Source organism: Caballeronia udeis (genome assembly GCF_001544555.2).
GTDB lineage: Bacteria > Pseudomonadota > Gammaproteobacteria > Burkholderiales > Burkholderiaceae > Caballeronia > Caballeronia udeis.
On the sequence record NZ_FCOK02000057.1, the window covers coordinates 36,255 to 62,716 of the forward strand.

Consider the following 26,462-nt stretch of genomic DNA (forward strand, 5'->3'; position numbering starts at 1 on the left):
ATGGACTTGTCCCTGACGTGGGCCGCGATCATCGCGCTGGGCGTGCTGATGTATGTCGTGCTGGACGGTTTCGATCTTGGCATCGGCATCCTGTTTCCATTCTTCCCCGAGGAGCGTGATCGCGACGTCATGATGAACACCGTTGCCCCTGTGTGGGACGGCAACGAGACCTGGCTCGTGCTGGGCGGCGCCGGCCTGTTCGCGGCGTTCCCCATGATCTATTCAACCGTGCTGTCGGGGCTTTACCTGCCGTTGATGTTCATGCTGGTCTGCCTGATCTTTCGCGGTGTCACGTTCGAGATTCGCTCGAAGGCAACCCGCACGAAGCACATGTGGGATCTTGCGTTTATCGGCGGATCGGCGGGCGCGACGTTCTTCCAGGGCGTGACGCTTGGCGCGTTCCTCAACGGCATTCCGGTCGCGGACGGCCGTTTTTCCGGCGATGCCTTCACCTGGTTCACGCCCTTCAGCATGTTCACCGGACTCGCGCTGGTGGTCACCTATGCGCTGCTCGGCTGCTGCTGGCTGATCGCGAAAACGGAAGGCGATCTGCAACGCCGCTTTTATCGCATGGTGTGGCCGCTGACGCTGCTGCAACTCGGGACTATCGTGGTCGTCAGTATCTGGACGCCGCTGCAGGACGCCGGCATTGCAACGCGCTGGTTCGATACCCCCTGGTTCTATCGATTCCTGCCGGTGCCTGTGCTGGTGGTCGCGTGTGCATGGCTGATGCGCCGGTCCATCCGTTCACGGCATGAAACGCGGCCGTTCATGATGGCGTTGGCGTTCGTCCTGCTTGGTTATAGCGGCCTGGTGGCGAGCATTTCGCCCCATGCCATCTTCCCCGGCGTGTCGCTCTGGGAGCTCGCGGCTCCCCACTCGAGCCAGAAATTCACGCTCATTGGCGCGGCGGTGATCTTGCCCGTGATCATCGCGTACACGACGCTCGGCTACTGGGTTTTTCGCGGCAAGGTGCGCCATGGCGAACATCACTATCACTGAGAACGATATCAAACGCAGCAAGAGCACGCGGCTCAAGAGCGCGTTGTGGTTCGTCGCGCTATGGTGCGTCGGCGTAGGCGGCGCGATGCTGCTGGCGTTGCCCTTCAAGCTGCTGATTCAGGCAGCCGCGCATTAGCGGTGTAGCAAGGGCATCAGGCGCGCGTTCCCACTGCAATGAGCCGTTCACGTGTACGAAAAAGAGGCCGTTTTCAATGCGAGTTGAAAACGGCCTCTCCTGTTTTTAACGCAACCTCAGGTACTGCTGCATCGTCGGCGTGTGTCAGAACCCCAGCGCCACCGCAAGCAACCCCGCGACAATCCCCAAGCCCACGACCGAGACCGCCACAACCGTCAGCACGCGCGGCGGAAATGAGCGGCCAAGCATGGCGACGGACGGCAAGCTGACGGGCGGCAGCGTCATCAGCAATGCGCCTGCAGGACCAACCGACATGCCGAGCGACAGCATTGCCTGGATGATCGGCACTTCACCGGCCGTCGGGATCACGAACAACGTGCCCGCAATAGCGAGAGCCACGATCCACAGCACGCTGTTGTCGATATTCGGACCAATATGCGGAAACAGCCATGCCCGCGCCGCGCCGAGCACCAGCACGAGCACGATGTACTCCGGCACAAGCCGGATGGTCATGCGCCCGAGAATACGAACCCAGCGCGTGAATGCCGTGCCCGGATCTTCCTCGATAACCAGCGTCGCCATCGCGCTGCGTGACGCTTCCGCTTCCTTCGGCGTCACCATCCGGTTCACCACGTAACCAAGACCGAACACCATCACGATTCCCAGCGCGAGCCGCAACCCCACCCATTGCCAGCCGAGCACGAAGCCCATGAAGATCAGCGTGGCCGGATTCAGCACGGTGTTGCCGAGCCAGAACGCGATAGCCGCACCCGGCGCCGCGTGGCGCGCCCGCAGGCCCGCCACGACCGGCGCTGCGCAGCAGGTGCACATCATGCCGGGTAGCGACATCAGGCCGCCGTTCACGACGCTGCCGAAGCCGCTCTTGCCCAGCGCCCGTGCGACCCATTGCGGCGGAATCAGCGCCTGTACAGCCGAGCCGAGCAACAGGCCGAGCACCATGGCCTGCCAGATCGCCTTGCCATAGGCAATCGCATAGTCAATAGCGGCCTGCCACGACGGCGCAGGCGCGCTCGCGGCGGTGCCCATCAGGATCGATTTGCCGATGGAATGCTGACTGGCCGCCACGAACGCGCGGTTGTAGTACGGAAACCATTTGACGTAGAACAGGCCGACGACCGCGATCAGCAGGAATGTGATCCAGCCGAGCGCGACGCGGGGTTGTCGAAGAGTGGATTGCATGGTCTTGGTTAGTTTGTATTGGAATGAAACGGCTTCAGGCCGGCGTGATGGGCGGACTGACGGGCGGCCTTTCCGCGGAACGCGCGGAGTCGAGCCGTGCCAGCAGCGCCCTTGCCTGCTCGACGACATCGGCGCCGTTCGGCCGGAACAGCATGTGCGTGGCGCGGGACAACTCGCTGAAATTCTGGCGGCTGCTGCGCGCGTAGGCCGGATCGTAATGCAGGTCGATCAGTTCGCGGGCAAGCTCAGCCTCCCGCCCCGCGTCGATCAGCGCATGCCAGCCGCTCACCCGCTCGCGGCTATGCAGTCCGATCAGCCGCGACAACTGCTCCTTGAACGACTCCGGACGCTGGAAAAGATGCGCATAGTCGTGCAGCAGGAACGTGGCGCGATCCTCGCGGCTTGCCTCGACCTCCACACACGCGCCGCGATGAAACGACTCCACCAGCGCCAGCGGCAACGAAATCGCACCGATCCGCCGGCTCTCCGCCTCGACGAACACCGGCCGTGCCGGGTCGAAGCTGCGCAGCGCGCCGACCAGCAGCGTGTCGAACCATTTCTGCGATGGCTGCGGCTCGCCCGGCAGCGCGCCGAGCAGTGAACCGCGATGCGCCGCCAGTTGCTCCAGGTCCAGCGTCTGCGCGCCGGCCTCGCGCAGCGCGTGCAGCAAACGCGTCTTGCCGCTGCCGGTGGGGCCGGTTAGCGCGATGTACCGGAACGTGGTGGGCAGGTGGTCGAGCGTATCGAGGGTCGCGCGCCGGTAGGTCTTATAACCGCCTTCCAGTTGCCGCGCCTGCCAGCCGATCATGCTGAATACCGTGGTGACGGAGCCGGACCGGGTGCCACCGCGCCAGCAATAGATCAGCGGGCGCCAGTTGCGCGGCCGGCCGGCAAAGGTCGTGTCGAGGTGCTGCGCGATATTGCGTGCGACCAGCGCCGCGCCCACGCGGGACGCCTCGAACGGCGACACCTGCTTGTACATCGTCCCGACCAGCACCCGCTCCTCATTGCTCAGCACAGGCGCGTTGATCGCGCCGGGAATGTGGTCGTCAGCGAATTCGAGTGGCGTGCGGACGTCGATTATTTCGTCGAAATCAGCCAGGCGGTCGAGGGAAACAAGCAGGTTTTTCAAGGTGCGGCGCGCAAAAGTACCCGGATGGGAAGACCGGGATTATCGCATGCGGAAAATCGGGTCGCCGCGTGGCCGGCGCGCCATCCGGACCGTTGAACGGGAATGGGCATCCGCCTGCGTCATTCAAATTACCGTTCCGGCATTTTTGGCCTCTTGGTGTTTTCCCGCATACTTCGAGATAGAGGCCTGAATCGACGGCCAATCGACCTGCGGCATGACGTTCACAGGATCTGCCGTCCGGCCAGCCGGGGCAAAGCAAGTGCCTAGCGAAGCCTTGGAACGAGGATTACACGATGAGCTATAACGAGACCATCGGTCTGCGGACCTACCGTTTCGACGACCTGAAGACGCTGCTGGCGAAAGCCAGCCCGCAGCGTTCCGGCGACCAGCTTGCCGGCGTCACGGCCGACACCGAAGAAGAACGCGTGGCGGCGAAGATCGCGCTGGCGCAAGTCCCCCTGCGCACGTTCCTCAACGAAGCCGTGATCCCGTACGAGAGCGACGAGGTCACGCGGCTGATCATCGACGATCATTCTCCGCAGGCTTTCGCCGAGATTTCGCACCTCACGGTAGGCGATTTCCGCAACTGGCTGCTGGCGGACACGACCGATTCCGCCGCGTTGGTCCGCGTGAGCGCGGGGCTGACGCCCGAGATGGTCGCGGCGGTATCGAAGCTGATGCGCAACCAGGACCTGATTCTCGCCGCGAAAAAACGGCCGGTGGTCACGCGCTTTCGCAATACGATCGGCTTGCCCGGCCATCTGTCGGTGCGCCTGCAGCCGAACCATCCCACCGATGACGTCAAGGGCATCGCGGCATCCATGCTCGACGGCCTCATGTACGGCTGCGGCGACGCGATGATCGGCATCAATCCGGCGTCCGACTCCTTGAGCGCAATCACGACGCTGCTCGTGATGATCGACGACTTCCGGCAACGCTACGCAGTCCCGACGCAGTCGTGCGTGCTTACGCATGTGACCAACACCATTGCCGCGATCGAGAAAGGCGCGCCCGTCGATCTCGTGTTCCAGTCGATTGCGGGCACCGAGAAAGCGAACAGCAGTTTCGGTGTCTCGCTGGCGTTGCTCAAGGAGGCGCATGAGGCGGGGTTGTCGCTGAAACGCGGCACCGTTGGCGATGATCTGATGTATTTCGAAACCGGCCAGGGCAGCGAGTTGTCCGCCGACGCGCATCACGGCGTCGATCAGCAGACCTGCGAAGTGCGCGCATACGCAGTCGCGCGCAAGTTCAGGCCGCTGCTGGTGAACACGGTGGTGGGTTTCATCGGGCCCGAGTATTTGTACGATGGCCGGCAGATCATTCGCGCCGGGCTCGAAGATCATTTCTGCGGCAAGCTGCTCGGTGTCCCAATGGGATGCGACATCTGCTACACGAATCACGCCGAAGCCGATCAGGACGACATGGACACCCTGCTTACGCTGCTCGGTGTTGCCAACGTCAACTTCATCATGGGCATTCCCGGCGCCGACGACGTCATGCTCAACTATCAAAGCACGTCGTTCCACGACGCGCTTTATGTGCGCAATGTGCTCGGCTTGCGTCGTGCGCCGGAGTTCGAAGCATGGCTTGAATCAATGCGGATCGTCGATACGCGCGGCATGTTGCTGAATCAGTCCGCACCGCAACCGCTGCTTGAATGGATGAGCACGTAATGACCGATTCCAACGATCCCCCCTCGTCCGTGAACGCAAACCCGTGGGACGCGTTGCGTCGTTTCACGAACGCGCGCATTGCGCTGGGCCGCGCCGGCAGCAGCCTGCCGACCGCGCCATTGCTTGCGTTCAATCTCTCGCATGCGCAAGCGCGTGACGCCGTGCATCAACCGCTTGATGTGGCCGCGCTGCATGCGTCGTTGCGCGAGTCCGGCTTCGATACGCTCGACGTGGAAAGCGCCGCACCGGATCGCGAGCATTATCTGCGTCGTCCTGATCTCGGCCGCAAACTCAGCGATGAAAGCACGGTGCGGCTGCGCGACTACGCGGCTGCTGCGGCGGCGTTCGATGTGGTGTTTGTTGTCGCCGATGGTTTGTCGGCTTACGCCTCGACACGTCATGCGGTGCCGTTGCTCGAACGGATGCGCTCGAAGCTGGCGGGCGTGAGCATGGGTCCGATAGTCGTCGCACGACAGGCGCGAGTCGCGCTGGGTGATGGTATTGGTGAGCTTTTACGGGCGCGGATCATGGTGATGCTGATCGGCGAACGGCCCGGTTTGAGTTCCCCCGACAGCCTTGGTATCTACCTGACGTATGAGCCGCGCGTTGGCAAAAGCGATGCCGAACGCAACTGCATTTCAAACGTGCGACCTGAAGGGCTTGGCTACGACGCGGCCGCTTTCAAGCTGCATTACCTGCTGACCGAAGCGACAAGGCTGAAGCTGACTGGCGTCAAGCTCAAGGACGATAGCGATGCGTTGTTACCGGCAGCGAGTGGATCGGGTTCAGTGCTTGCGCCCTAGAAACCGTTCTGATCCAACGATGTCTTCCGCAGCAAGCGGATGTAGCGGACGCAGACCGTTAGTCGCTTTTTGCTCGACAAACGACGAGGCCACCCGCCTTTCATCGAACCACGCGGCGCTACCCTTCCCTCTTCGCCACGGCCGCGACTGACCTTGAACGCATTGCCTCGAAAACACGCTGGCGATGTGGAATCGCGAGCAGCAGGCCCACCGCGAGAGCGTCGGCGGCAAGACCCAGCGGAACGTCGATCAGCCCGTTGGTAAGCGTGAACAACACTGAATCGACCGTCAACGAGATCACCGCGCCCGCCACGAAACACACGAGGCCGTCACGACCGACTGCGCCAACCCATGGCAACCGGCGAGCAATCTGCTTCACCACTCCGCGTCGCGCCAGATCGCTTGCGAGCCATGCAATGCACAGGAAATTGACGATGCGCGCACCAGCCAGGTTGCGCTTCATGTCGCCATCGAAGGAAACGGGTAGCACGAGCAACTTGTAATACGCCATGACCGCGACAATCGCGAGCGCCGCGAGGCTGACAACCCAACTGAACCGATGCGAACTCACGCGCTGATAAACAGGCTCGCAGCAAGCGAGCACACCGAGAACAAACATCAACTGCCACGCGGCGGGATTGAAGTCCCACAGCAAGTCGTTCGCCGACGGCAAATACTCGGCAACAGGCACCCCCACTGCCCACAGCGCGACACTCGCGCCAAGCAGAAGCCACGGCTTGTTACGCGCGAGCGGCAAGACAAGCGGCACGGCCAGCGCGAAGAACGCATACATGGGCAGCACGGACGACAAATACGGCTGACGGCGCAGGAGCAGCACGTCGGTGATCGCAGCGAACGGCGCGGCGAGGAAGCTGTCCAGGTCGGCGATAGCCAGATTCGGCGCGCTGCCGAAAAATGGCCGCAGCAAGAAACTCGTCAATAGCATGAGGACCGCGGTCACTACAAACGCGCGGTAGATCTCGAACGCGCGGCGGAAAAACCGCACGCGGGCAGCGGATTCCGAGCGGCGAGCGGCCATCGACACATAGGCCGTGGCAGTGGCGAAGCCGCCGAGAAAGACAAACACCTCCGCGGCGTCGTTGAGCGCGAACGCGTGAAGCGTTACGCGGGAGATCATGCTGCCGCCAATGTGATCGACCAGGATCACCAGCAGTACAAGGCCACGAAAAAAATCCAGCTCAACCAGCCGTTGCGATTTTCCCTGCATGCGAAACCTGAAAAGGACTGCCGAAAACGGGCAGCGAAAATTGAAGGCGCCAGTTCCAATGCGGTTCCGGCTAAAGTAATGCGCACTGACGAGTCAGCGATCAGCACGGGAGTTTACCCGTATTTGGTGACGCACCATTTTGGGGATAGGCCGACACCACGCTTTCGACCGGCGAACTTTCCGGCTCCGCGCCGCTCTCAATTATTTCATTAAGCTTTCATTTTTGCCTGACGCGTCACGTATCATCGCGATCGGCCGCCGCGCAGGCGACTACACCGTTTCTTTCTACTTCCCCAAGACCCTCGGATCTCATGGACTATTTAGTTGCATTGGCAAGCGACCCCGGCGCGTGGGCCGCACTGGCGACGCTGCTTGTCATGGAAGTCGTGCTAGGTATCGACAACCTGATCTTCATCTCCATTCTTACGAACAAATTGCCTGAGGCGCATCGTGCGCGCACCCAGCGGCTCGGCATCGGCCTGGCGCTGGTGATGCGGCTTGGCCTGCTCGGCACGGTCGCGCTGATCGTGCGCCTGACCGCGCCGATCTTTACCGCGTTCGGTCATGACTTCTCGTGGCGCGACCTGATCCTCATTGCCGGCGGTGCGTTCCTCGTGTGGAAGGCGACCACCGAGATCCATCATCATGTCTCCGGTGAAGGCGAAAATGGCGGCGGTGCCGTGAAGACGTCCACACTCACGCCGTGGTCGGCGATCGGCCAGATATTGGTGCTGGATCTCGTGTTTTCCATCGACAGTATCGTGACCGCGGTCGGCATGACGGAACACATTCCCATCATGTTCGTGGCGGTGGTCGGGGCCGTTTCAGTGATGATGTTCGCAGCGGGACCGCTGTCGCGTTTCATCGAAAGGAATCCGACCGTTGTGATGCTCGCGCTCGGCTTCCTGCTCGTGATCGGGATGACGCTGGTCGCCGAAGGCTTCGGATCGCACGTGCCGAAGGGCTACATCTACGCGGCGATGGCGTTCTCGGCGTTGGTCGAGGGGCTGAACATGCTGTCGCGAAGGGCGAAAAAGAAGCGCGCTTTCGAATGATGGCGCGATAACCCGCAACAGCCCCATCACGCCGCGCGGCCTCAAACCGCGCGGCGTTTTTTTCAGAACGGCAAGTCGGGTTGACGCGGCGGTTTATCGGCGCCGGCCACTTTCTGCGCCGTCAGCCAGCGCTCGATTGCCTGCACCACATGCTCTCGTTCTTCATCGTCCAGTCGTTTCCCCGCGCTTATGCCGTGCCACTTGGCGAGGCAACTCCGGCAGCAAGTCGCCGTGGCATGCTGCGCGATAAATACCGGATGGCCGCGAAACGGCGTCTGCTTGCCGTCATTCGGCGGTTGCTCCGGTGCAAGCCGCCGCGTGATCAGCTCACGCGCATGGCCGATCACTTCCATCATGCCGTGCTCGCGCAGATAGGCTTCCTCGCGTGCACCAAGCCGGAAACGCTTCCGAAAATTCGAATGCGACAAGGCGTCGAACACGGTGTCGAGATCGCGCATGGGAGACGGCTCAGACTGGCTTGCGATACAGCGAAGAATCCGCAAAACCCTCCGCATTCAGCACGTACCCGACCACGATCAGCGCTGTCCTTTCGATGCCTTTTTCAAGCACTTTTCCAGCGATATCAGCAAGGGTGCCCAGCACTTTCTCTTCATCAGGCCAGCTTGCGCGGAAGATCACGGCCACGGGGCACTGCTGGCCGTAATGCGGAATCAGGTCAGCGACTATCCGTTCGATATGGCGCACCCCAAGGTGGATAGCCATGGTCGCGCGATGGCGCGCGAGATCGGCAAGTTGCTCACCCTCGGGCATCGATGTTTTCGTGGCGAAGCGCGTGAGAATCACGGTCTGCGAGATGCCCGGCAACGTGAATTCGCAGCCAAGCGACGCGGCACATGCCGCGGCCGCCGTGACGCCAGGCACGATTTCGTACGGTATCGCGAGCGCATTCAGACGCCTGATCTGTTCGCCGATCGCTCCATACAAGGACGGATCGCCGGAATGCACACGCGCGACATCCTGCCCTCTGGCGTGCGCGGCTTCGAGCAACGCGACGATTTCATCGAGGTGAAGATCGGCTGTATTCACCACGCTTGCCGCGCTGTGTCCGCTCAACACGGCGTCCGGCACGAGCGACCCGGCATACAGGATAACCGGGCACGTGCGAATGAGGCGCTGCCCCTTCACCGTGATGAGTTCGGGATCTCCGGGACCTGCGCCAATGAAATAGACCGTCATTTAAGGGGTTTTATCGAAAAGTGGATGCGGATGGAGCCATGCAGCGAGCGCGTCCAGAAGCGAGCTTGCATCGGAAAATTCGCACTCGACCGGCGGTAAGCTCGGCCGCTGCAGCATGACCACGGGCAAGCCTCGTTCCCGCGCAACCGCCAGTTTCGCCTCGGTTGCCGCACCGCCGCTGTTCTTGCTGATGAGCACATCGGTTTGCTGTGTGTTGAAGAGCGCACGTTCGCCATCGAGCGAGAAAGGGCCACGCGCACCAATGATGGTCGCCCGCGCGTTCCCGGGATACGAATCGAGGCAGCGGATGGTCCAGTGTTGTGAAGGGGGAATCTCGTCAAGATGCGCAAGCGGTTCGCGGCCAAGCGTCCAGAGGGGATGGTGGTAAGGCGCAATGGATTGGAGGATGGACGAGAAGTCGGTGGCCTCGCACCATGCGTCTCCGCTTTGCGGTTGCCATGGTGCACGCCGAAGCGCCCAGCACGGCACGCTTGTCAATGCACTGACCGCGCTCGCGTGACGGCTCATTTGCGCGGCGTAAGGATGCGTTGCATCGACGATCAAGCCGATGGATTGCGCTTCAATGAAGGCCTTTAATCCTTCTACCCCGCCAAAGCCGCCCACGCGCACACTGCAGGCGAGATCACCCGGCATGCGGCCGAGTCCGGCAAGGCTGTAGACGTGACCGTGACCAAGCCGTCGCGCGATGGTCAATGCGTCGCCGGTGCCGCCCAATAGCAGGATCCGTTTCATTGCGCCGGATGCCGGGTGAGGATGGACGTCATGGCTTGACCACATGCAGCAGCGTAATGGGGAGCGCCTGGCGCCAGGTATCGAAGGCGCCTAAAGGCTGTGCGTGTGCAACGCCAATACGCGTCAATTCGCCGCCATGAAGCGCGCGCCACGCGACCAGTGTTGCCTCGCTCTGGATGGTGACGGCGTTGGCAATCATCCGGCCGCCTTTCTTCAGATGAGACCAGCAGGTGTCGAGCATATCCGGCGCGGTTACGCCACCGCCGATAAAAATCGCATCGGGCGTCGGAAGTCCGGTCAATGCACCGGGCGCTTGACCTTCGACCAGTTGCAGTCCGGGCACGCCAAGCGCGTCGCGATTGTGTTCGATCAGGCGTTGACGCTCACTGTCCGCTTCGATCACAATCGCACGGCAACTCGGGTGCGAACGCATCCATTCAATACCTATCGACCCGCATCCCGCGCCTACGTCCCACAGTAATTCTCCCGGCTCGGGCGCGAGCCGCGACAGCGTGATCGCACGGACATCGCGTTTCGTAAGCTGGCCATCGTGCCGATATGCGTTGTCGGGAAGACCCGGCGTCAGCGGCAGACGCAGCGCATGGCTCTCCGCGATACATTCGATAGCGACAAGATTCAGCGCGGCCACATCACTTGCCTGCCAGTCACTCGCCACTTGATCGATACGACGCTCCCGCTCGCCGCCCAGATGCTCGAACACACTCAGGCGGCTCGCGCCGAAACCGCGCCTGGTCAGCAACTCGGCAACTGCAGCCGGACTCGACGCGCCGCTGCTGAGAACGAACAGACGCGTACCGGGATGAAGCTGCATTTCAAGCGCCGCGACCGGGCGCCCGACCAGCGACACCATCGCGACGTCCTGCAGCGGCCAGTGCAAGCGCGCTGCGGCGAGTGACAACGAAGACGGCGCGGGCAGCACGCTGAACTCAGCGGCTGGCAGTTCGCGGGCGAACGTGCTGCCAACGCCGAACAGCATCGGGTCGCCGCTTGCAAGCACGCACACCCGTTGGTTTTCGTGGCGCCGTTCAAGCACGGGCGCGATCGTGAACGGCGTGGGCCATGCGCGACGCTCGCCACCCAGGCGGGCCGGCAACAACGCGAGATGACGCGCTCCGCCGAAAATCGTATCGGCACAAAGCAGCGCCTGGCGCGCAGGCCGGTTCAGTCCACGCCAGCCATCCTCCCCGATCCCCACCACGGTCAGCCACGGTGACATGCGCCGATCCTCACTTGATTCATTCGCTGGCTCATTCACTGGTTACGTCGCGTCTATAACGCGGTTAACGCACGCCCGGCCTGACGCCGATGCGCTTTAACCGCAGCAAAAACGGGCATAATACCGCGTTAGTCGGTGCCCTCACGGGCCTAACAGGGAACACAGCAAAACTGTGGCTGCCCCCGCAATTGTACGCAGCGAGTCCGCGCTCCACTGCCACTGGTTTCGACTGGGAAGGCCGGTACGGACGGCGACCTGCGAGCCAAGAGACCTGCCGACCGGAATTCTTCGTGCAAGCCAACATCGGGCGGGGTGTACCGATGCCACGAACGTGCCGCTCCGCCCCAAGGGTCCGGCATGCTCGCGGCGCCGCGCGAGACCGAACGGGTCACGCTTTGAACGAATCACTCACTACCATGCAGGCAGCAACGCAAGCATCACGGCCATCGGCTTGTCCGGGCCTGATGCTGATCGTGCCTGCGCGCGACGGCGGCCTGTGCCGCGTTCGCCTTGCATGGGGTGAACTGAGTGCGGCGCAGGCGCGCGTGGTCGCGGAGGTTTCGCAGGCATTTGGTTCGGGTGTCATCGACGTGACCAATCGCGCGAACCTGCAGATCCGAGGCGTACAGGAAGACTCGCAGGAAGCATTGATCTCGCGAGTGCTCGGTGCAGGGCTTGGACCGGCCACGCCGGGTTCCGATGACCTGCGTAATGTGATGCTGAGTCCGCTCGCGGGCCTGGACCCGGACGCTGTTTTCGATGTCACGCCGCTCGCTTCCGTTCTGCTCGACCGGTTACAGAGCGACGCGCGTTTGCATCAGCTTTCGCCAAAATTTGCGTTGATGGTGGACGGCGGCGAGCGGCTTTCAATGCTCGATCATCCTCACGATGTATGGATTTCGGCGGTGTCGGCGCAGCGGTTTGCATTCGGGCTCGCGGGTTGTCCACCGAGAGCTGAACACGATGCGCCTGCGCTGGCCGTGCTGGAAACCGCTCACGTCCCCGCACTGGTCAATGCCCTGTTGCATACCTTCCTCGATCTCGCGCTGCCCTCGCAGACCAGGATGCGTGATCTGCTGACGACATGTTCCATCGAAGAAATTCTTGGCCGCGTTCAGGACAAGCTTGGTTCCCCTTTGCATCACGATGTTGAAAACTGGCGTCGTCCCGCTTCCGATGCACGGCTGCGTTTCGGCGTGCATCGTCAAGGAACAGGCGACAGCGTGTGCGTTGGTGCGCAGGTCCCGCTTGGACGGTTGAGTGCAGCGACATTGTCCGCCCTCGCTGATCTCGCACCGCGATTGCGCATGACGCCCTGGCAAAGCGTCATGCTGCTCGACGTGCCGCCCGCCGCGGCGCAAGCGGTGCTTGAACAACTCGCTGCACTCGGCCTTGCGACCACGCCCGACGAACCGTTCGCGCGCCTGATCGCGTGCACAGGTTCACAAGGCTGCACCAAAAGTTTCACCGATACCAAAGCCGACGCCCACCTTCTCGCGCGGTCGATGCCATCTATGGGTGATGTCCACCTGAGCGGCTGCGCGCGCTCATGCGCGGCGGCTCACCCTGTCAGGACCACCTTGATGGCCGTCGCACCCGGCCGTTACGATCTTTACGGCGACGCGCCTGAAGCACTCGCCCGCCATCTCACCATTGAACAGGCAGCCTGCTGGCTAGCCCGGAGCCCCCTCGATGCTTGACTACATTCGCGACGGCCAGGCGATCTATCGCGCGTCGTTTGCGACCATTCGCGCCGAGGCCAACCTCTCGGCCATCCCCGCCGATCTCGAGAAACTTGCCGTGCGCGTGATCCATGCATGCGGCATGACGGATGTGATCGACGACCTCGTGTTCTCGCCGGGCGCGGGCACGGCAGGCCGTGCAGCGCTTGGCCGAGGCGCCCCCATTTTCTGCGATGCACGCATGGTCGCCGAGGGCATCACTCGTGCAAGGCTGCCGGCAGACAACCGCGTGATCTGCACGCTCAACGATGCTTCCGTCCCTGAACGCGCCCGAGCGCTTGGCAACACGCGCTCCGCGGCTGCGCTCGAGTTATGGGAACCGGATCTTGAAGGCAGCGTAGTGGTGATCGGCAATGCGCCCACCGCGCTCTTCCATCTGCTCGACATGCTCGACGCGGGCGCGCCCAAACCTGCGCTGATCCTGGGCTTTCCGGTCGGTTTTATAGGCGCAGCGGAATCGAAGGCGCTGCTTGCTGCCGATAGCCGCGGCGTGCCGTTCGTCGCATTGCGCGGCAGACGTGGTGGCAGCGCCATGGCGGCGGCCGCCGTGAACGCGCTGGCAACGGAGACCGAATAGATGAGCGGACGCCTCTATGGCCTTGGTGTCGGTCCTGGCGACCCCGAGCTGATCACAGTGAAGGCACTGCGTTTGCTGACCTCCGCGCACGTGGTCGCCTACTTCGTGGCGAAGGGCAAGAAAGGCAACGCGTTCGGGATCATTGAAGGGCATCTCAAGGAGACCCAGACGCGTTTGCCGCTGGTTTATCCCGTCACGACCGAAGCGCTTGAACCGCCGCTTTGCTATGAAACGATCATCGCCGGCTTCTACGATGAATCCGCCCTCTGCATCGCGGATCATCTCGAAGCGGGCCGCGATGTCGCCGTCATCTGCGAAGGCGATCCGTTCTTTTACGGCTCGTACATGTATCTGCATGACCGGCTGGCCGAGCGCTTCGAAGCGCACGTCGTGCCCGGTGTGTGTTCCATGCTGGGAGGCGTCGCCGTGCTGGGCGTGCCGCTCGTGTACCGGAACCAGAGTTTGTCGGTGTTATCGGGCGTGCTGCCGGAAGCGGATCTCAGGGAACGCCTCGGCACCGCGGATGCCGCCGTGATCATGAAACTCGGCCGCAACTTCGATAAGGTGCGCCGTGTGCTGACCGAACTCGGGCTGGACAAACGCGCGTTGTATGTCGAGCGCGCGACCATGGCGAACCAGCGCATCGTGCCGCTGGAAGAAGTCGATCCCATGGCGTCGCCCTACTTCTCGCTGCTCGTCGTGCCGGGGGAAAAATGGCAGGTGTGAGCGTGTTGAACGATCGGGTTCCTGCGGCAATCGTGGTGCTGGGGATGGGGGCACTCGACACCGCTCGTCGTATTCAAGCGCGGTATCCGGGTTCGCTCATTCATGGGCTTGCGAGCCGCGTGCAGGGCGACGTCGCGTTCACGGAACTGGGCCCGCATCTGCGTGACCTCTATGCCCGCAACACGCCGATCGTCGCGTTATGCGCGGCGGGTATCGTGATCCGTTGCCTCGCGTCTGCGCTGGCGGACCAACTCGCGGACAAGACCATTGAACCGCCTGTGCTGGCTGTCGCCGAGGACGGCAGTGCGGTCGTGCCTTTGCTTGGCGGCCTGGGCGGCGTCAACGTGATGGCGCGTAAAATAGCGGAGGTGCTGGACGTCGCACCGGCGATCACCACAAGCGGAGAACTACGCTTCGGCACGTGCCTGCTGAACCCGCCGACGGGTTATGTGCTCGCCGATATCGAGCACGGGAAGCGTTTTGTGTCCGACCTGCTGGCCGGCGCCACGACCCGCGTGGATGGCGATGCGCCGTGGCTCGATACAGCGGACCTGCCGCGAGCCGAGCACGCTGACCTCGCGATCCGCGTCACACCGTATGCAAGCGACGTTGCCGGTGAGTTGATGATTCATCCGCGCTGCGTGGTTGCATGCTTGACGGCGTTGTCTTCAGAGGACTCAGTCGTCGAACGCGTGCGTGAAACGTTGTGTGAACATCGCCTTGTACCGATGTCGCTGGCGGCCGTGCTCGCGCCTTTGAGCATGATGGCCTCTGCGCCGTTAGCTGCAGCAGCGCGGGCGCTGGATGTGCCGCTGCGCTTCGGAACGCTTCCTGCAGGCTTCGAAACGCTTGGGGCTCGTGATGACGGCATCATGATTGCCCTCTCGCCTCAACCGGTCGATCCGTCGACGCTCGGGCAAGCACGCGGCACACTGACCGTGATTGGTCTCGGCCCCGGCAGCTCGGATCTGATGATGCCCGCAGCAAGACTCGCCTTGACGCAAGCCGACGATATCCTCGGTTACGAGACCTATGTGCGCATGGCCGGTCCATTCGCGCCGCATCAGGTGCTTCATTGCACCGACAATCGCGAAGAGATGCAGCGCGCGCGTCATGCGTTCGAACTGGCGAGTACCGGACGTCATGTGGTGGTCGTATCGTCGGGAGACCCCGGGGTCTTTGCAATGGCCGCAGCCGTGCTCGAAGCGCTCGACCAGGCCCGCGATAACGAGCAGTGGAACGCCGTCGGATTGTCGATCGTACCGGGTGTATCCGCAGCGCTCGCGACTGCTGCTCGCGCCGGTGCACCGCTTGGCCACGACTTCTGCATGCTGTCTCTTTCGGACAATCTCAAACCGTGGGCCGTAATAGAAACGCGCTTACGTCACGCCGCTCAAGCCGATCTCGTGATGGCGTTCTATAACCCTGTATCCCGTGCACGGCCCTGGCAACTCGATCGTGCGCTGGATATCGTGCGGGAGCACCGCAGCGGCGCGACCCTTATCGTGCTGGGCCGGAACATCGGCAGGCCGGGCGAAACGCTGACCACCACAACGCTGGATAAGCTGGAATCCAGTCAGGTCGATATGCGCACAATGGTGATCATTGGCTCGTCCACTACGCGCAGTTTTCCACGGACCGACGGCAATGGCGATTGGGTATACACGCCGCGCTGGTACGAGTGAACTAGGCGGAGGTCATGGAAGCGGCCGTCCGATACTCGGCCTGCCATGACTCGGCGAGCGTCACGCAACGCCCCAAACGCACCGACTCGCTCTCGAAATCGACGATGACGATCTGATCCGCGGCATCCGGACGAGACGGGGTTTCCGGACTGCGGCCATCTGTCAGCAACCACAGGAAACGCCGCTGGGAGGGTTGGCGGCGAGCCGCTTTAGCAAGGACATTGCTGCCGGTGCGCACGCCCAGAGCGAGCGGCGTGCCCCCGCCACCCCCTATGGGCGCAAGCCATCGATCGTTCCACCAATGCGCCGCGCCGGGTTCGCGACGCACTTGCGCCGTCGCGCCGCCGAAGCAGACCAGCGCCACCTCCGCGCGCTCGCGATACGCCTGGTCGAACAACGCTACGACCAGGCCCTTGGCCAGCGCAAGCCGCTTGCCGCTCAGCATCGATCCGGAGCAATCGAGCACGAAGCAATGCAACGCGGTGCTATCGCCTTGCTCACGACGGAACCTCAGATGCGTTTTGGCCAAAGGCTGATTGCGCTTCGCCAGCAGCGTTTGCAACCAGTCGATACGCGTGCCGGGTTCACCCTCGCGTGATCGCGTTTTTCCTGAGGCCGAAGTGCCTAGCCATCGAAGGCGGCCGGGTTCGGCCTGTGCATCCGGCCTTCGATGGCTCAGGATTTTTTTGCGGCAAGCGGCCTTACGTTCTTGACTGCTGTTATGTCGACAGGCTCCGGTGGCATGTAGCCATGGCTGGCTTCGTCGGTGTCTTGGGGACGTTGTTGTGCACGAGCCTCAGCAGCGCCTTGATCGCCGGGAGCACGGCCTTCCTTGCGCCGATGCAGTAACACCGATTCCGCCACGCGCTCGACATGCTCCACGTTCACCGCTGAAGCTTCTTCCGATGCGGCCAGCGCTCGCGCTGCGCGCAGCATGACCAGATCGGCACGCAAGCCGTCCACGTGTGCTTCGATACACAACTCGCTGACGCGTGCATGAATCGCGTCGTCGAATTCGAGGGCCTGAAGCCTTGCTCTCGCTTGGCGAATCTTTAGTGCCAAAGCACCCTGTTGCCCCGCGAATCGCGAACAGAAAGAGTCAGGACCCGTATCGAATGCGAGACGCGCCTTGACGATTTCCTGGCGTGTTTCCACATCAAAACAGTTCCGTAGCGAGACCGCCAGACCGAAGCGATCCAGCAATTGCGGCCTGAGCTCACCTTCCTCCGGATTCATGGTCCCGATCAACACAAACCGCGCTTCATGCCGATGCGAAACCCCGTCGCGTTCGATCACATTCACACCGCTCGCGGCTACATCGAGTAACTGGTCCACGAGTGGATTGGGCAGCAGATTGACTTCATCGACGTACAGCACCCCCTGATGCGCCTTCGCGAGCAAACCCGGCGAAAACCGCACGCCGCCGTCGCGCAACACAGCTTCAATATCCAGCGAACCGATCAACTGCTCTTCGCTCGCCCCCAGCGGCAAAGTCACGAACTGGCCTTCGGGCAGCAGTGCGGCGAGTGCGCGCGCGGCTGTCGATTTCGCAGTGCCACGCGGACCGCTGACCAGCACACCGCCCAGTGCGGGATCGACCGCAGCGAGTAAAAGTGCTTGCTGCAAAGGTTCTTGTGCGACCAATGCGGCAAACGGGAAGATGAATTCGTTCACGTTCGTTGCCCTTCGAGTTGCTGTTCGGCGTTCAGCAGATGGTGTTCTATCTGCTCCTGATACGCGCCCGGACTTTGCCATAAGCCGCGTTGCATCGCTTCGGTCAAACGCTCGCAGATCGAATGCAGCGCATGCGGATTATGCTGTTGCATGAACTCGCGCGTGGCGGTGTCATTGACGTAAGCGTCGGCAACAAGCGCATACTGATGATCCGATACAACTCGCGCAGTGGCGTCGTAACCGAACAGATAATCCACCGTCGCGGCGAGTTCCGACGCGCCCTTGTAACCATGCCGCTTCACGCCATCGATCCATTTCGGATTGACCACACGAGAGCGGATCACGCGTGAGATTTCTTCCTGCAACGTACGAATACGCGGCGCGGCGGGGTTGCTGTGATCGGGGTTATACGCCTGCGGCTGGGTACCGGAAAGATGCCGCACGGCTGCCACCATGCCGCCCTGGAACTGGTGATAGTCGTTCGAATCCAGCAGGTCGTGTTCGCGATTGTCCTGGTTCTGCACCACCACATCAATAGTCGACAGGCGCGCGCCAAAGCACTCGCGAGCCTCCACGCCATCGCCCTTTTGCGAATACGCATAACCGCCCGAACTTTGAAAACCGCGGGCCAGATCGGCATCGGATTGCCATTGCTTCGCGTCGATCATCTCCTGCAGGCCCGCGCCGTAGGCGCCGGGCTTCGTGCTGAACACACGCCAGCCCGCACGCAAGCGAGCTTCCTGCTCGTCCAGCCCACGCGCCATGTGCTCGTCGCGTTCGCGCATGATGCGTGCACGGATCGGGTTGATGTCCTCAGCTTCGTCGTCAAGTTCGGCCACGGCTTGCACGGCGGCATCGAAGAGATGCATCAGGTTCGCGAACGCATCGCGGAAAAATCCCGAAACGCGCAGCGTCACGTCAATCCGCGGACGATTGAAAATGGTGATAGGCAACACCTCGAAATCGGTCACGCGGTTGCTGCCCGCCGCCCACTTCGGTCGTACGCCGATCAGCGCCATGGCTTGGGCGATATCGTCGCCGCCGGTGCGCATGGTGGCCGTGCCCCACACCGATAAACCAATCGCGCGCGGGTAATCGCCGTGTTCCTGGAGGTGGCGTTCGATCAGCAGGTTGGCTGATTTCAGGCCAAGCGTCCATGCTGCGCGCGTTGGCACGGCGCGGGTATCGACGGAGTAGAAATTGCGCCCGGTGGGCAGGACGTCGGGCCTTCCACGCGAGGGCGATCCGCTAGGACCCGGCGGTACGAAACGTCCGTCGAGACCGCGTTGAAGCTGCTTTAGCTCTTGGGGGCCGCACGCGTCGAGCCGTGCGAGCAAGTCGCCGTTCAGGCGCGTCAGTACCTGCGACGTGTTCGGCCCCGCCGTGCCGGATTGCCGGTCGAGCAAGGACGTGGCGAGCAACTCAAGACGCTCGCGGGTGTCGCCATGGTGTCGCCAAGGCGTGTCAATCACGCTTTCGAGTTCAGCAGGACGGGGGCCGGTCCATGGCGCGGTCCAGTCGGCATCGAGCGGATCGAATGTCTCGCCCAGGTTCAAGTCACGAGCCAACGCGCTCAGCACACTCGCGTTCGCGCCCTGTGCATCGCCGGTCGGATAACGGCCGAGGGCAAGCAGGGTATCCCGGCGTTGCACGCCTTGCGGTGACGCGCCGAACACATGCAAGCCATCGCGGATCTGCGCCTCTTTAAGCTCGCATAAATACGCGTCGGCACGTGTCAGCAACGTGTCCTCGGTATCGGAATCGCGGGGTTTATCGAGTCCGAGTTCTTCATGCAGCCTGTGCTCGACAATGCTTGCAAGAATTGTCTTGCGCAGAAGTTTTGCGCGGCGCGGATCGACCATCAGCGCTTCATAATATTCATCGACCTGACGCTCCAGGTCCTGCAGCGGACCGTAGTTTTCAGCGCGCGTGAGCGGCGGCATCAAATGGTCGATGATGACCGCCTGCGTCCGCCGCTTCGCCTGGCTGCCCTCGCCCGGATCGTTGACAATGAACGGGTACAGATGCGGCATGGCGCCAAGCGTCAGGTCCGGCCAGCACGATGCGCTCAATGCAACGCTCTTGCCCGGCAGCCATTCGAGGTTGCCATGCTTGCCGACGTGAACGATCGCATCCACCTTGAATCGCAGCCGCAGCCAGAAGTAGAACGCGAGATACGCGTGCGGCGGCACAAGCTCCGCGTCGTGATAACTGGCATAGTCGCCACGCTCACGCGAACGCGCCGGCTGGATACCGATGAACACATGCCCGCAGCGCCAGCCCGCGATCATGAAGCGGCCGCGGCGGATCGTGGGATCGCTTTCGGGCGGACCCCAGCGTGTATTCAACTCCTGCTGGACATCATGCGGCAGCTTGGTGAAAGCATCGAGGTAGTCGTCGAGAGACAGGCTTTGCAACGCGGGACGCAAGTCGCGAACCACCGGATCATTCGTCACGCCCGAGGTCAGCGTCTTCATCAGCGCGTCTCCATCGGCCGGAATTTCATCTACTCGATACCCTTCTTTTGCGAGCATCGAAAGAATGTTGACGACGGACGCGGGCGTGTCGAGACCCACGCCGTTGCCAATGCGGCCTTCACTCAACGGATAGTTCGCGAGGATCAGCGCGACGCGCTTTTCGGCGTTGGCGAGTTGCCGCAAGCGACACCAGCGTTTGCTCAACTCGGCCACGAAACGCACGCGTTCAAGGTCGGGCTGATATCGCACAACGTCGACCTGCGTGATCTTGCATCGATACGCAAGTCCCTTGAAGCTGATCGCGCGGGTGATGATGCGGCCATCGACTTCCGGCAAGGCGACATGCATGGCGACATCGCGCGAGTTCAGACCATGGTTGTCCTTCAACCAGTCCTCGCGGTTTCCCCCGCTGAGGATGACCTGCAGTACCGGCGCGTCGCCCGCCAGTTCGAACGGCACAGGGTCGTCTATGACACCCGCGGCGAACGAGGTCGTGTTCAGCACCAGTGACACGGCGTGATCGGCGCAAAGCTGCTGCACGACTTCGCGGCTCAACGGGTCCTTGAGCGACGCCATCGCGATCGGCAGCGGGTTGAGGCCCTGCGCTTCCAGGGCCTCGATCAAGGCATCGAACACGTCTGTATTGCCGGACTGCAAATGGGCGCGGTAGAACAGCACGGCGACGACCGGTGCGCCCTGAACCCAGCGTCTTTGCCAGTCCTCAACCATCGCAACCTGCCGTGCCGGATGATAGATCGCCACCGCAGGCAGCGGACTCGGCGCATTCGCCTCACGTCCATATCCCAGCGCGCGAAACGCAATGCAGCGCAGAAACGCTTCGGCATTTTGCGCGCCGCCTTCACGCAGATAACGCCAGAGCTGATCGCATAACCCGGGCTCGGCCGTACTCTTCGCAACGAGGTTCGGATCTTCCTGCAGGTCGCCGGAAAACATCACGAGCATCTGGCCATTGCGGCGCGCGAGCGTGGTGATGGTCTCGATTCCGTAAGGCCAGTACGCTTCGCCGCCGAGGTGATCAATGACGATCACGCGCGCATGTTTCAGCACGTCGTCGACGTAAAAATCCACCGATGCCGGTTGCCGCAAGAACGCCTGGTTCGCCAGCCGCACCGCCGGAAAGTCCGCTTCCAGATTCGGCACCACGCTCGCGAGAAGCGAGAGCGTAGTGTCCGCGGAACTCAGCACGACGATCGGCGCGGGCGTCTGGTCGATACGCATGACGCCGGCTGCATCGTCGACAAAACCGCCCGGCGTCGTGCGTAGCAGATGCATCGATCAGGCCTGCACGGGTGCGTTGACGAGCGCTGCAGTCAGCGCCTGTTGCAGACGCGGCTGATCGAGATCTTCGCCAATCAGCACGAACCGGCTGATTCCGTGGCTGGCCTCCTCCGCGGTCCAGCGGCGATCGAAGTAGGTATCAAACCGCTGGCCCACGCCCTGCACGACAAGCCGCATGGGCGTACCCGGCAACGCCGCGAAACCCTTTACACGATAGATCGTGTTGGCATCAACCAGCGAGCGCAACGCGGCGACAGCAGCCTCGCGCGACTCGACCCGTGCTTCGACCACGACTGAATCGAAGTCGTCGTGATGGTGATCGGCGTGGCCTTCGTCGTCGGCGGAACCGTGATGATCGACACGCAGATGAATAGTCGTTTCCGATGCCGCCTCGAGCCCGAGCAGCGCATGCAGATCAAGCTGCCCCATCTGTGCCGGCACGACCTTCACGCCTGCCGGAACCTCGCCGCGAATCAGCGTTTCCACCGCGCGCTGCTGCGTTTCATCGATCAGATCGGTCTTGTTGAGAATCACCAGATCTGCTGAAGCAAGTTGATCTTCGAACAACTCATGCAGCGGCGATTCGTGATCGAGGTTCGGATCGGCGCGGCGTTGGGCATCCACCGCTTGCGGGTTCGCCGCGAACTGGCCGCTGGCCGCAGCGGGACCATCGACAACCGTCACGACGGCATCCACGGTGAACGCATTCTTGATGGAAGGCCAGTTGAAAGCCTGCACAAGCGGCTTGGGCAACGCAAGTCCGGAGGTCTCGATCAGCACGTGATCGATTTGCTCGCGCCGCTCGACGAGTTGTTCCATCACCGGATAAAACTCTTCCTGCACGGTGCAGCAAAGACAGCCGTTCGACAGCTCATACAGATTCGGTTGGTCCGTGACGCTTTCGTCCTCGCAACCGATGTTGCAGCCCTTCAGGATTTCGCCGTCAATGCCCAGTTCGCCGAACTCGTTGACGATCACCGCGATCCGCAGCCCTCTCGCGTTTTGCAGGATGTGCCGCATCAGTGTGGTCTTGCCGCTGCCGAGGAAACCGGTGACGACCGTGACCGGGATTTTGCGCATTTGCATCCGTTGCTCCGTGTTATCGATTGGCTGCTTGCTGCCGGAATGCGTCGCCCTTTGCAGACTCACGCGAGCAATAAAATGCGCGCGCGGGTGTCGCGGCGAGGGCGCGATGCGGGACGGCAAACCGGAAAAGCATGGTGAAAAGTGTCGAGCGTATGCCGCATCCCCGCGACATCGTCCGCTTCAGGTGTTGACTCGTTCCGGCCGGTATCCGGGCTGGCGAAAGTGCCGCTCCACCTTCCCGCATGATGTAGCCATGCAGTGGTTTTTCGAAGCCGGCTTTACCGTGCGAAGTGGCGTGAACCCGGCGTGAACCGGGATAAAACCCCATCGCTCGATTTTCGTTTACCGTTGCGGGGGCAGCGCAGGTTGGCACGGCCGGGGTTGCGGCAATGCTCCCTGCTTCCCGTTTAACTGCGCGCAGCAGAGACCGCGCGCGAGCACCAGAAAACTATCGCGAAGTCTAGGCTGATGGGGGGTTAGCGTCAAGGTTTGGGCGGGGCGCGGGAGGGGTTTCAAGCTGCGTCTGCTGACGAGAGATCTTGCCTGTGCGAGACCACCAAACCTGCACTGCCGACCGGTTCCAGCCTGTAAAAGCCCAGCGCAACCCCTACCCGCTGTGCTATCTTTGGCCCGCGTCTGGTGCTCACGCGCGCTTTTCCCGCGCGCGTAGTTAAACGGGAAACAGGGTGCATACGCGCGTATTTTCCAGGCTCGAAGCTGTAGGCCGCACGCGCCGTACCGACAAAAACCTGTGCTGTCCCCGCAACGGTACGCGACCCGCGCCTCGTTCGACTGACTCTCATTCCTGATTTTCATTCGAACCGGGCGCTCATTTCCTCCAAAGCCACTGCGCAAGCGCGCGGGAAGGCGAGCGGAATGCGGTCGCCAAGCCCGGATACCGGCCAGTCGCCAAGTGGCGCGCTATCGCTCCAGCAGCGCGCCGGACGCCACATCCGCGAGGGACGGATGAAGGACGTAATGCTTATACCGCCTTACATGAATCCAATTTTTCAGCGCTTGCGCTCAATGTCGGGGTCCCCCCGGCGCTCACCTGTCCAGCCGCCCTTGCGCAGGTTCGCTTGCGTGTGTCCGGGCTGCGCAAACAGAGCGCAATCATGAGTACATGGGTCATCGGTATAGGCTGCCGGCGCGGTGTAAGCGTCGAACAGATTCATGCCGCCGTGCTCGCCGCGCTGGGAACGCGGCCGCTGGCAAGCGTCCGCACGCTGGCATCGATCGATGGCAAGCAAGACGAAACCGCACTGCTTGAATTTGCCGCTCGCCACGGTTTGCCGCTGCAATTTTTTTCGAAGCAAAGCATCGCGCAGGTTGAGACCAGCGCGTCGGAACGGGTTCAGGCGCTGCTTGGCATTGACGGCGTCTGCGAACCCTGCGCGCTGCTGGCGTCGCGCAACGGGTGGATCATCGTGCCGAAAACAGTGACCGGTGGCGTGACCGTCGCTATCGCTGAAGACGATCCAAGGCAACAGACTGACAACGAGAGAACATCATGAAAACGGATGAAGAAGCGCATCTGCGCATGACCCAGCGGCGCAAGGAAGGCCACGAAAGAAAGCAGGCCGCCGCCGCGCGCGAGAAGGGCCTCCTGATCGTCAATACGGGCACCGGCAAGGGTAAAACCACGGCGGCCTTCGGCATGGCCGTACGCGTGCTCGGACACGGCATGCGGCTCGGTGTGGTGCAGTTCATCAAGGGCGCGCTGCATACGTCCGAGCGCGATTTCCTCGGTGCAATCGCGAACTGCGATTTCATCACCATGGGCGACGGCTACACATGGGACACGCAGAATCGCGATGCCGATATCGCGACGGCTCGCAAGGGTTGGGACGCGGCGCGCAAGATGATTGAAAGCGGCGAGTATCAGATGGTCGTGCTCGACGAACTGTGCACAGTACTCAAATACGAATACTTGCCGCTCGACGAAGTGCTCGCGGTGTTCAACGCGCGGCCCGAGATGCTGCATGTGGTCGTGACAGGCCGCCATGCGCCGGAAGCGCTGATCGAGGCGGCTGATCTCGTGACGGAGATGCGTCCGATCAAGCATCCGTATCGTGAGCAAGGCGTGAAAGCGCAACGCGGCGTCGAGTTCTGACGTGCGCGCCTGCCCCGCTCTATTCATCAGCGCGCCCGCGTCGAACCAGGGCAAGACCACCGTCACCGCCGGGCTCGCGCGCTATCACACGCGGCAAGGCCGGCGAGTGCGGGTCTTCAAGACCGGCCCCGACTTCCTCGACCCAATGATCCTGGAACGCGCATCCGGCGCACCCGTCTATTCGCTGCATTTGTGGATGGTCGGCGAAAGCGGCTGCCGCGCGCTGCTCGCGCAAGCAGCGCAGGAAGCCGATTTGATCCTGATCGAAGGCGTGATGGGACTCTTTGACGGCACCCCCAGCAGCGCCGATCTCGCGGCTGCGTTCGGCGTGCCGGTGCTCGCCGTGATCGGCGCGCACGGCATGGCGCAGACCTTCGGCGCAATGGCGTTCGGGCTCGCGCGCTACCGGGCGGATCTGCCCTTCCATGGCGTGCTCGCCAATCGCGTAGCGTCGGCACGGCATGCGCAAATGCTGAGCGAAGCCATTCCTGAAGGCATTCGATATTGCGGTCATCTGTCGAGCACCGACGACATCGCGCTGCCCGGAAGGCACCTCGGTCTCGCGCAGGCAGCGGAGGTGGCGGACATCGATGCGCGGCTGGATCGCGCAGCGGACGAGATCGGCGAGACAGCGCTGCGCGAGTTGCCGCCCGCGGTCGTGTTCAATCACGACACCCAGGAACCGCCGCCGCGTTTGCTGGAGGACATGCACATCGCCATTGCCCGCGATGCCGCGTTTTCGTTCATCTACCCCGCGAATCTCGACCTGCTGAAGGCGATGGGCGCAACGCTCGCCCCCTTCTCGCCCCTCGCCGATGAGCCCGTTCCCGCGCATGCCGATGCGCTTTATCTGCCGGGAGGTTATCCGGAACTGCACGCTGCCCGCCTTGCCGCGAACGCAGCGAGTGCGGGCTCGATTCGCGCGCACGTTGAGGCGGGTAAAGCGGTGGTCGCGGAATGCGGCGGCATGCTGTATCTGCTCGATTCGCTGACGGATATCGATGGTGCACAGCATGCAATGCTGGCCCTTCTGCCCGGCCACGCGAAGATGCAGAAACGCCTGGCCCGGCTCGCCATGCAGCGTGTTGAAAGCCGCCACGGCATCCACACCGGCCACACCTTCCACTACTCGTCCATGACGACGAGCATGTCGCCGGTGCTCACCGCGACGCACGCCACCACGGGCGTGGAAGGCGAGGCGATCTATCGTCATGGCCCGATCACCGCTACCTACATGCACACTTACTGGCCGACAAATCCGGCGGCGGCCGCCGCCCTCTTTCGCGGCGAAACACTGTGACAACTCCGATGGACATGCAGACAGAAATGGAAGTACCGCTCGAACTCACGTTCACCATTGAGCGCGCCAGGCAGCTTCAACCCGTGGGCTCGCCCTGCACGGACGTATGCCGGCTCGACAAGACCACGGGGCATTGCGAAGGCTGCTTCAGAAGCCGCGAAGAGATCAAGGCATGGAAGACCATGGACGATGCCGACAAGCTCGTGCTGTTCAATACCCTGCTTGCACGCAAGGCTGCAGCATGAAAAAGGGGCGGTCCACAAGCCGCCCCTCATTGGATCCGTACTAACCCGTACTTTTCCCCATCAATTAGCCGAAACCTCCGCTAGCATTGGGTTTCGGCTATTTTTAGGGTTTAGGTGTAGCC

24 protein-coding genes and 3 riboswitches are annotated in these 26,462 nt (G+C 62.4%); of the genes, 13 read left to right on the forward strand and 11 right to left on the reverse strand.

Annotated features, from left to right (window positions below; all coding sequences use genetic code 11):
- Positions 1-1,002 (forward strand): cytochrome d ubiquinol oxidase subunit II, encoded by a 1,002-nt coding sequence (gene cydB, locus AWB69_RS31170; protein ID WP_062090674.1) that lies wholly within the window; start codon positions 1-3, stop codon positions 1,000-1,002.
- On the forward strand, positions 980-1,138 hold the full coding sequence (locus AWB69_RS48095) for a hypothetical protein (protein WP_156529021.1): 159 nt from the start codon (positions 980-982) through the stop codon (positions 1,136-1,138). Before cydB ends, AWB69_RS48095 begins: the two co-directional genes overlap by 23 nt.
- A 144-nt stretch (positions 1,139-1,282) precedes the next feature.
- Here AWB69_RS48095 and AWB69_RS31175 read toward each other — a convergent pair whose 3' ends face one another.
- Both AWB69_RS31175 and mnmH read right to left on the reverse strand, forming a co-directional pair.
- Positions 1,283-2,338, reverse strand: a complete 1,056-nt coding sequence (locus AWB69_RS31175) for a permease (protein WP_062090675.1) — start codon at positions 2,336-2,338, stop codon at positions 1,283-1,285.
- A gap of 34 nt (positions 2,339-2,372) precedes the next feature.
- Complete coding sequence (gene mnmH, locus AWB69_RS31180; RefSeq protein ID WP_062090676.1) at positions 2,373-3,470, reverse strand: tRNA 2-selenouridine(34) synthase MnmH; 1,098 nt, start codon at positions 3,468-3,470, stop codon at positions 2,373-2,375.
- 293 nt (positions 3,471-3,763) lie between these two features.
- On the opposite strand from mnmH, the gene AWB69_RS31185 reads away from it, so the two are divergent.
- Positions 3,764-5,143, forward strand: a complete 1,380-nt coding sequence (locus AWB69_RS31185) for an ethanolamine ammonia-lyase subunit EutB (protein WP_062090677.1) — start codon at positions 3,764-3,766, stop codon at positions 5,141-5,143.
- Positions 5,143-5,946: an ethanolamine ammonia-lyase subunit EutC gene (gene eutC / locus AWB69_RS31190; protein WP_062090678.1), complete on the forward strand. Its 804-nt coding sequence runs from the start codon at positions 5,143-5,145 to the stop codon at positions 5,944-5,946. Before AWB69_RS31185 ends, eutC begins: the two co-directional genes overlap by 1 nt.
- A gap of 118 nt (positions 5,947-6,064) precedes the next feature.
- On the opposite strand, the gene AWB69_RS31195 is transcribed toward eutC, so the two are convergent.
- On the reverse strand, positions 6,065-7,174 hold the full coding sequence (locus AWB69_RS31195; protein ID WP_062090679.1) for an OpgC domain-containing protein: 1,110 nt from the start codon (positions 7,172-7,174) through the stop codon (positions 6,065-6,067).
- Between the two features lie 311 nt (positions 7,175-7,485).
- Between AWB69_RS31195 and AWB69_RS31200 the strand changes: the two genes are divergently transcribed.
- Entirely contained in the window at positions 7,486-8,229 is a 744-nt protein-coding gene (locus tag AWB69_RS31200; RefSeq protein ID WP_062090680.1) for a TerC family protein, read from the forward strand.
- Positions 8,230-8,291: 62 nt separating this feature from the next.
- Here AWB69_RS31200 and AWB69_RS31205 read toward each other — a convergent pair whose 3' ends face one another.
- Genes AWB69_RS31205 through AWB69_RS31220 form a run of 4 tightly spaced genes read right to left on the reverse strand, consistent with a single transcriptional unit; the run spans position 8,292 to position 11,416 of the window.
- Positions 8,292-8,687: a DUF4186 domain-containing protein gene (locus AWB69_RS31205; RefSeq protein ID WP_082913661.1), complete on the reverse strand. Its 396-nt coding sequence runs from the start codon at positions 8,685-8,687 to the stop codon at positions 8,292-8,294.
- Between the two features lie 10 nt (positions 8,688-8,697).
- Positions 8,698-9,426, reverse strand: a complete 729-nt coding sequence (gene cobM, locus AWB69_RS31210) for a precorrin-4 C(11)-methyltransferase (RefSeq protein WP_062090682.1) — start codon at positions 9,424-9,426, stop codon at positions 8,698-8,700.
- Complete coding sequence (locus AWB69_RS31215; protein WP_062090683.1) at positions 9,427-10,179, reverse strand: cobalt-precorrin-6A reductase; 753 nt, start codon at positions 10,177-10,179, stop codon at positions 9,427-9,429. It abuts the gene before it with no gap.
- A 28-nt stretch (positions 10,180-10,207) separates the two neighbouring features.
- A complete protein-coding gene (locus tag AWB69_RS31220) occupies positions 10,208-11,416 on the reverse strand; it encodes a bifunctional cobalt-precorrin-7 (C(5))-methyltransferase/cobalt-precorrin-6B (C(15))-methyltransferase (protein WP_062090684.1) in 1,209 nt (402 codons plus the stop codon).
- Between the two features lie 116 nt (positions 11,417-11,532).
- Positions 11,533-11,709, forward strand: a riboswitch (cobalamin riboswitch).
- 102 nt (positions 11,710-11,811) lie between these two features.
- Between AWB69_RS31220 and cobG the strand changes: the two genes are divergently transcribed.
- From cobG to cobJ, 4 genes are read left to right on the forward strand one after another with little or no spacing between them, the layout of a single operon-like run.
- On the forward strand, positions 11,812-13,116 hold the full coding sequence (gene cobG / locus AWB69_RS31225; RefSeq protein WP_231937292.1) for a precorrin-3B synthase: 1,305 nt from the start codon (positions 11,812-11,814) through the stop codon (positions 13,114-13,116).
- Positions 13,109-13,735, forward strand: coding sequence for a precorrin-8X methylmutase (locus tag AWB69_RS31230; protein WP_062090686.1), 627 nt, complete (start codon positions 13,109-13,111; stop codon positions 13,733-13,735). Before cobG ends, AWB69_RS31230 begins: the two co-directional genes overlap by 8 nt.
- Positions 13,736-14,461 carry a precorrin-2 C(20)-methyltransferase gene (locus tag AWB69_RS31235; RefSeq protein ID WP_062090687.1) on the forward strand — a complete coding sequence of 242 codons (726 nt, stop codon included), beginning with the start codon at positions 13,736-13,738 and terminating at the stop codon, positions 14,459-14,461.
- On the forward strand, positions 14,449-16,146 hold the full coding sequence (gene cobJ / locus AWB69_RS31240; RefSeq protein ID WP_062090688.1) for a precorrin-3B C(17)-methyltransferase: 1,698 nt from the start codon (positions 14,449-14,451) through the stop codon (positions 16,144-16,146). The genes AWB69_RS31235 and cobJ overlap by 13 nt, the downstream gene beginning before the upstream one ends.
- A gap of 1 nt (position 16,147) precedes the next feature.
- Here the strand turns inward: cobJ and AWB69_RS31245 are convergent, their stop codons facing one another.
- The 4 genes from AWB69_RS31245 to cobW form a co-directional block, all read right to left on the reverse strand.
- Complete coding sequence (locus AWB69_RS31245; protein WP_331712699.1) at positions 16,148-16,675, reverse strand: vWA domain-containing protein; 528 nt, start codon at positions 16,673-16,675, stop codon at positions 16,148-16,150.
- A gap of 146 nt (positions 16,676-16,821) precedes the next feature.
- The gene (locus tag AWB69_RS31250; RefSeq protein WP_062090690.1) at positions 16,822-17,820 is read right to left on the reverse strand and encodes an ATP-binding protein; all 999 of its coding nucleotides are present in this window, start codon (positions 17,818-17,820) and stop codon (positions 16,822-16,824) included.
- The gene (gene cobN, locus AWB69_RS31255; protein WP_062090691.1) at positions 17,817-21,590 is read right to left on the reverse strand and encodes a cobaltochelatase subunit CobN; all 3,774 of its coding nucleotides are present in this window, start codon (positions 21,588-21,590) and stop codon (positions 17,817-17,819) included. The genes AWB69_RS31250 and cobN overlap by 4 nt, the downstream gene beginning before the upstream one ends.
- A gap of 3 nt (positions 21,591-21,593) precedes the next feature.
- Positions 21,594-22,682, reverse strand: coding sequence for a cobalamin biosynthesis protein CobW (gene cobW / locus AWB69_RS31260; protein WP_062090692.1), 1,089 nt, complete (start codon positions 22,680-22,682; stop codon positions 21,594-21,596).
- Between the two features lie 182 nt (positions 22,683-22,864).
- A riboswitch (cobalamin riboswitch) is annotated at positions 22,865-23,142 on the reverse strand.
- A gap of 160 nt (positions 23,143-23,302) precedes the next feature.
- Positions 23,303-23,603, forward strand: a riboswitch (cobalamin riboswitch).
- A gap of 194 nt (positions 23,604-23,797) precedes the next feature.
- Here cobW and AWB69_RS31265 point away from each other — a divergent pair.
- Genes AWB69_RS31265 through AWB69_RS31280 form a run of 4 tightly spaced genes read left to right on the forward strand, consistent with a single transcriptional unit; the run spans position 23,798 to position 26,340 of the window.
- The gene (locus AWB69_RS31265) at positions 23,798-24,196 is read left to right on the forward strand and encodes a cobalamin biosynthesis protein (RefSeq protein WP_062090701.1); all 399 of its coding nucleotides are present in this window, start codon (positions 23,798-23,800) and stop codon (positions 24,194-24,196) included.
- Positions 24,193-24,795, forward strand: coding sequence for a cob(I)yrinic acid a,c-diamide adenosyltransferase (cobO, locus tag AWB69_RS31270; protein ID WP_062090693.1), 603 nt, complete (start codon positions 24,193-24,195; stop codon positions 24,793-24,795). Before AWB69_RS31265 ends, cobO begins: the two co-directional genes overlap by 4 nt.
- 1 nt (position 24,796) lies before the next feature.
- Positions 24,797-26,095: a cobyrinate a,c-diamide synthase gene (locus AWB69_RS31275; protein WP_062090694.1), complete on the forward strand. Its 1,299-nt coding sequence runs from the start codon at positions 24,797-24,799 to the stop codon at positions 26,093-26,095.
- The gene (locus AWB69_RS31280; protein WP_231937293.1) at positions 26,092-26,340 is read left to right on the forward strand and encodes a DUF1289 domain-containing protein; all 249 of its coding nucleotides are present in this window, start codon (positions 26,092-26,094) and stop codon (positions 26,338-26,340) included. The genes AWB69_RS31275 and AWB69_RS31280 overlap by 4 nt, the downstream gene beginning before the upstream one ends.
- Positions 26,341-26,462: the final 122 nt, after the last annotated feature.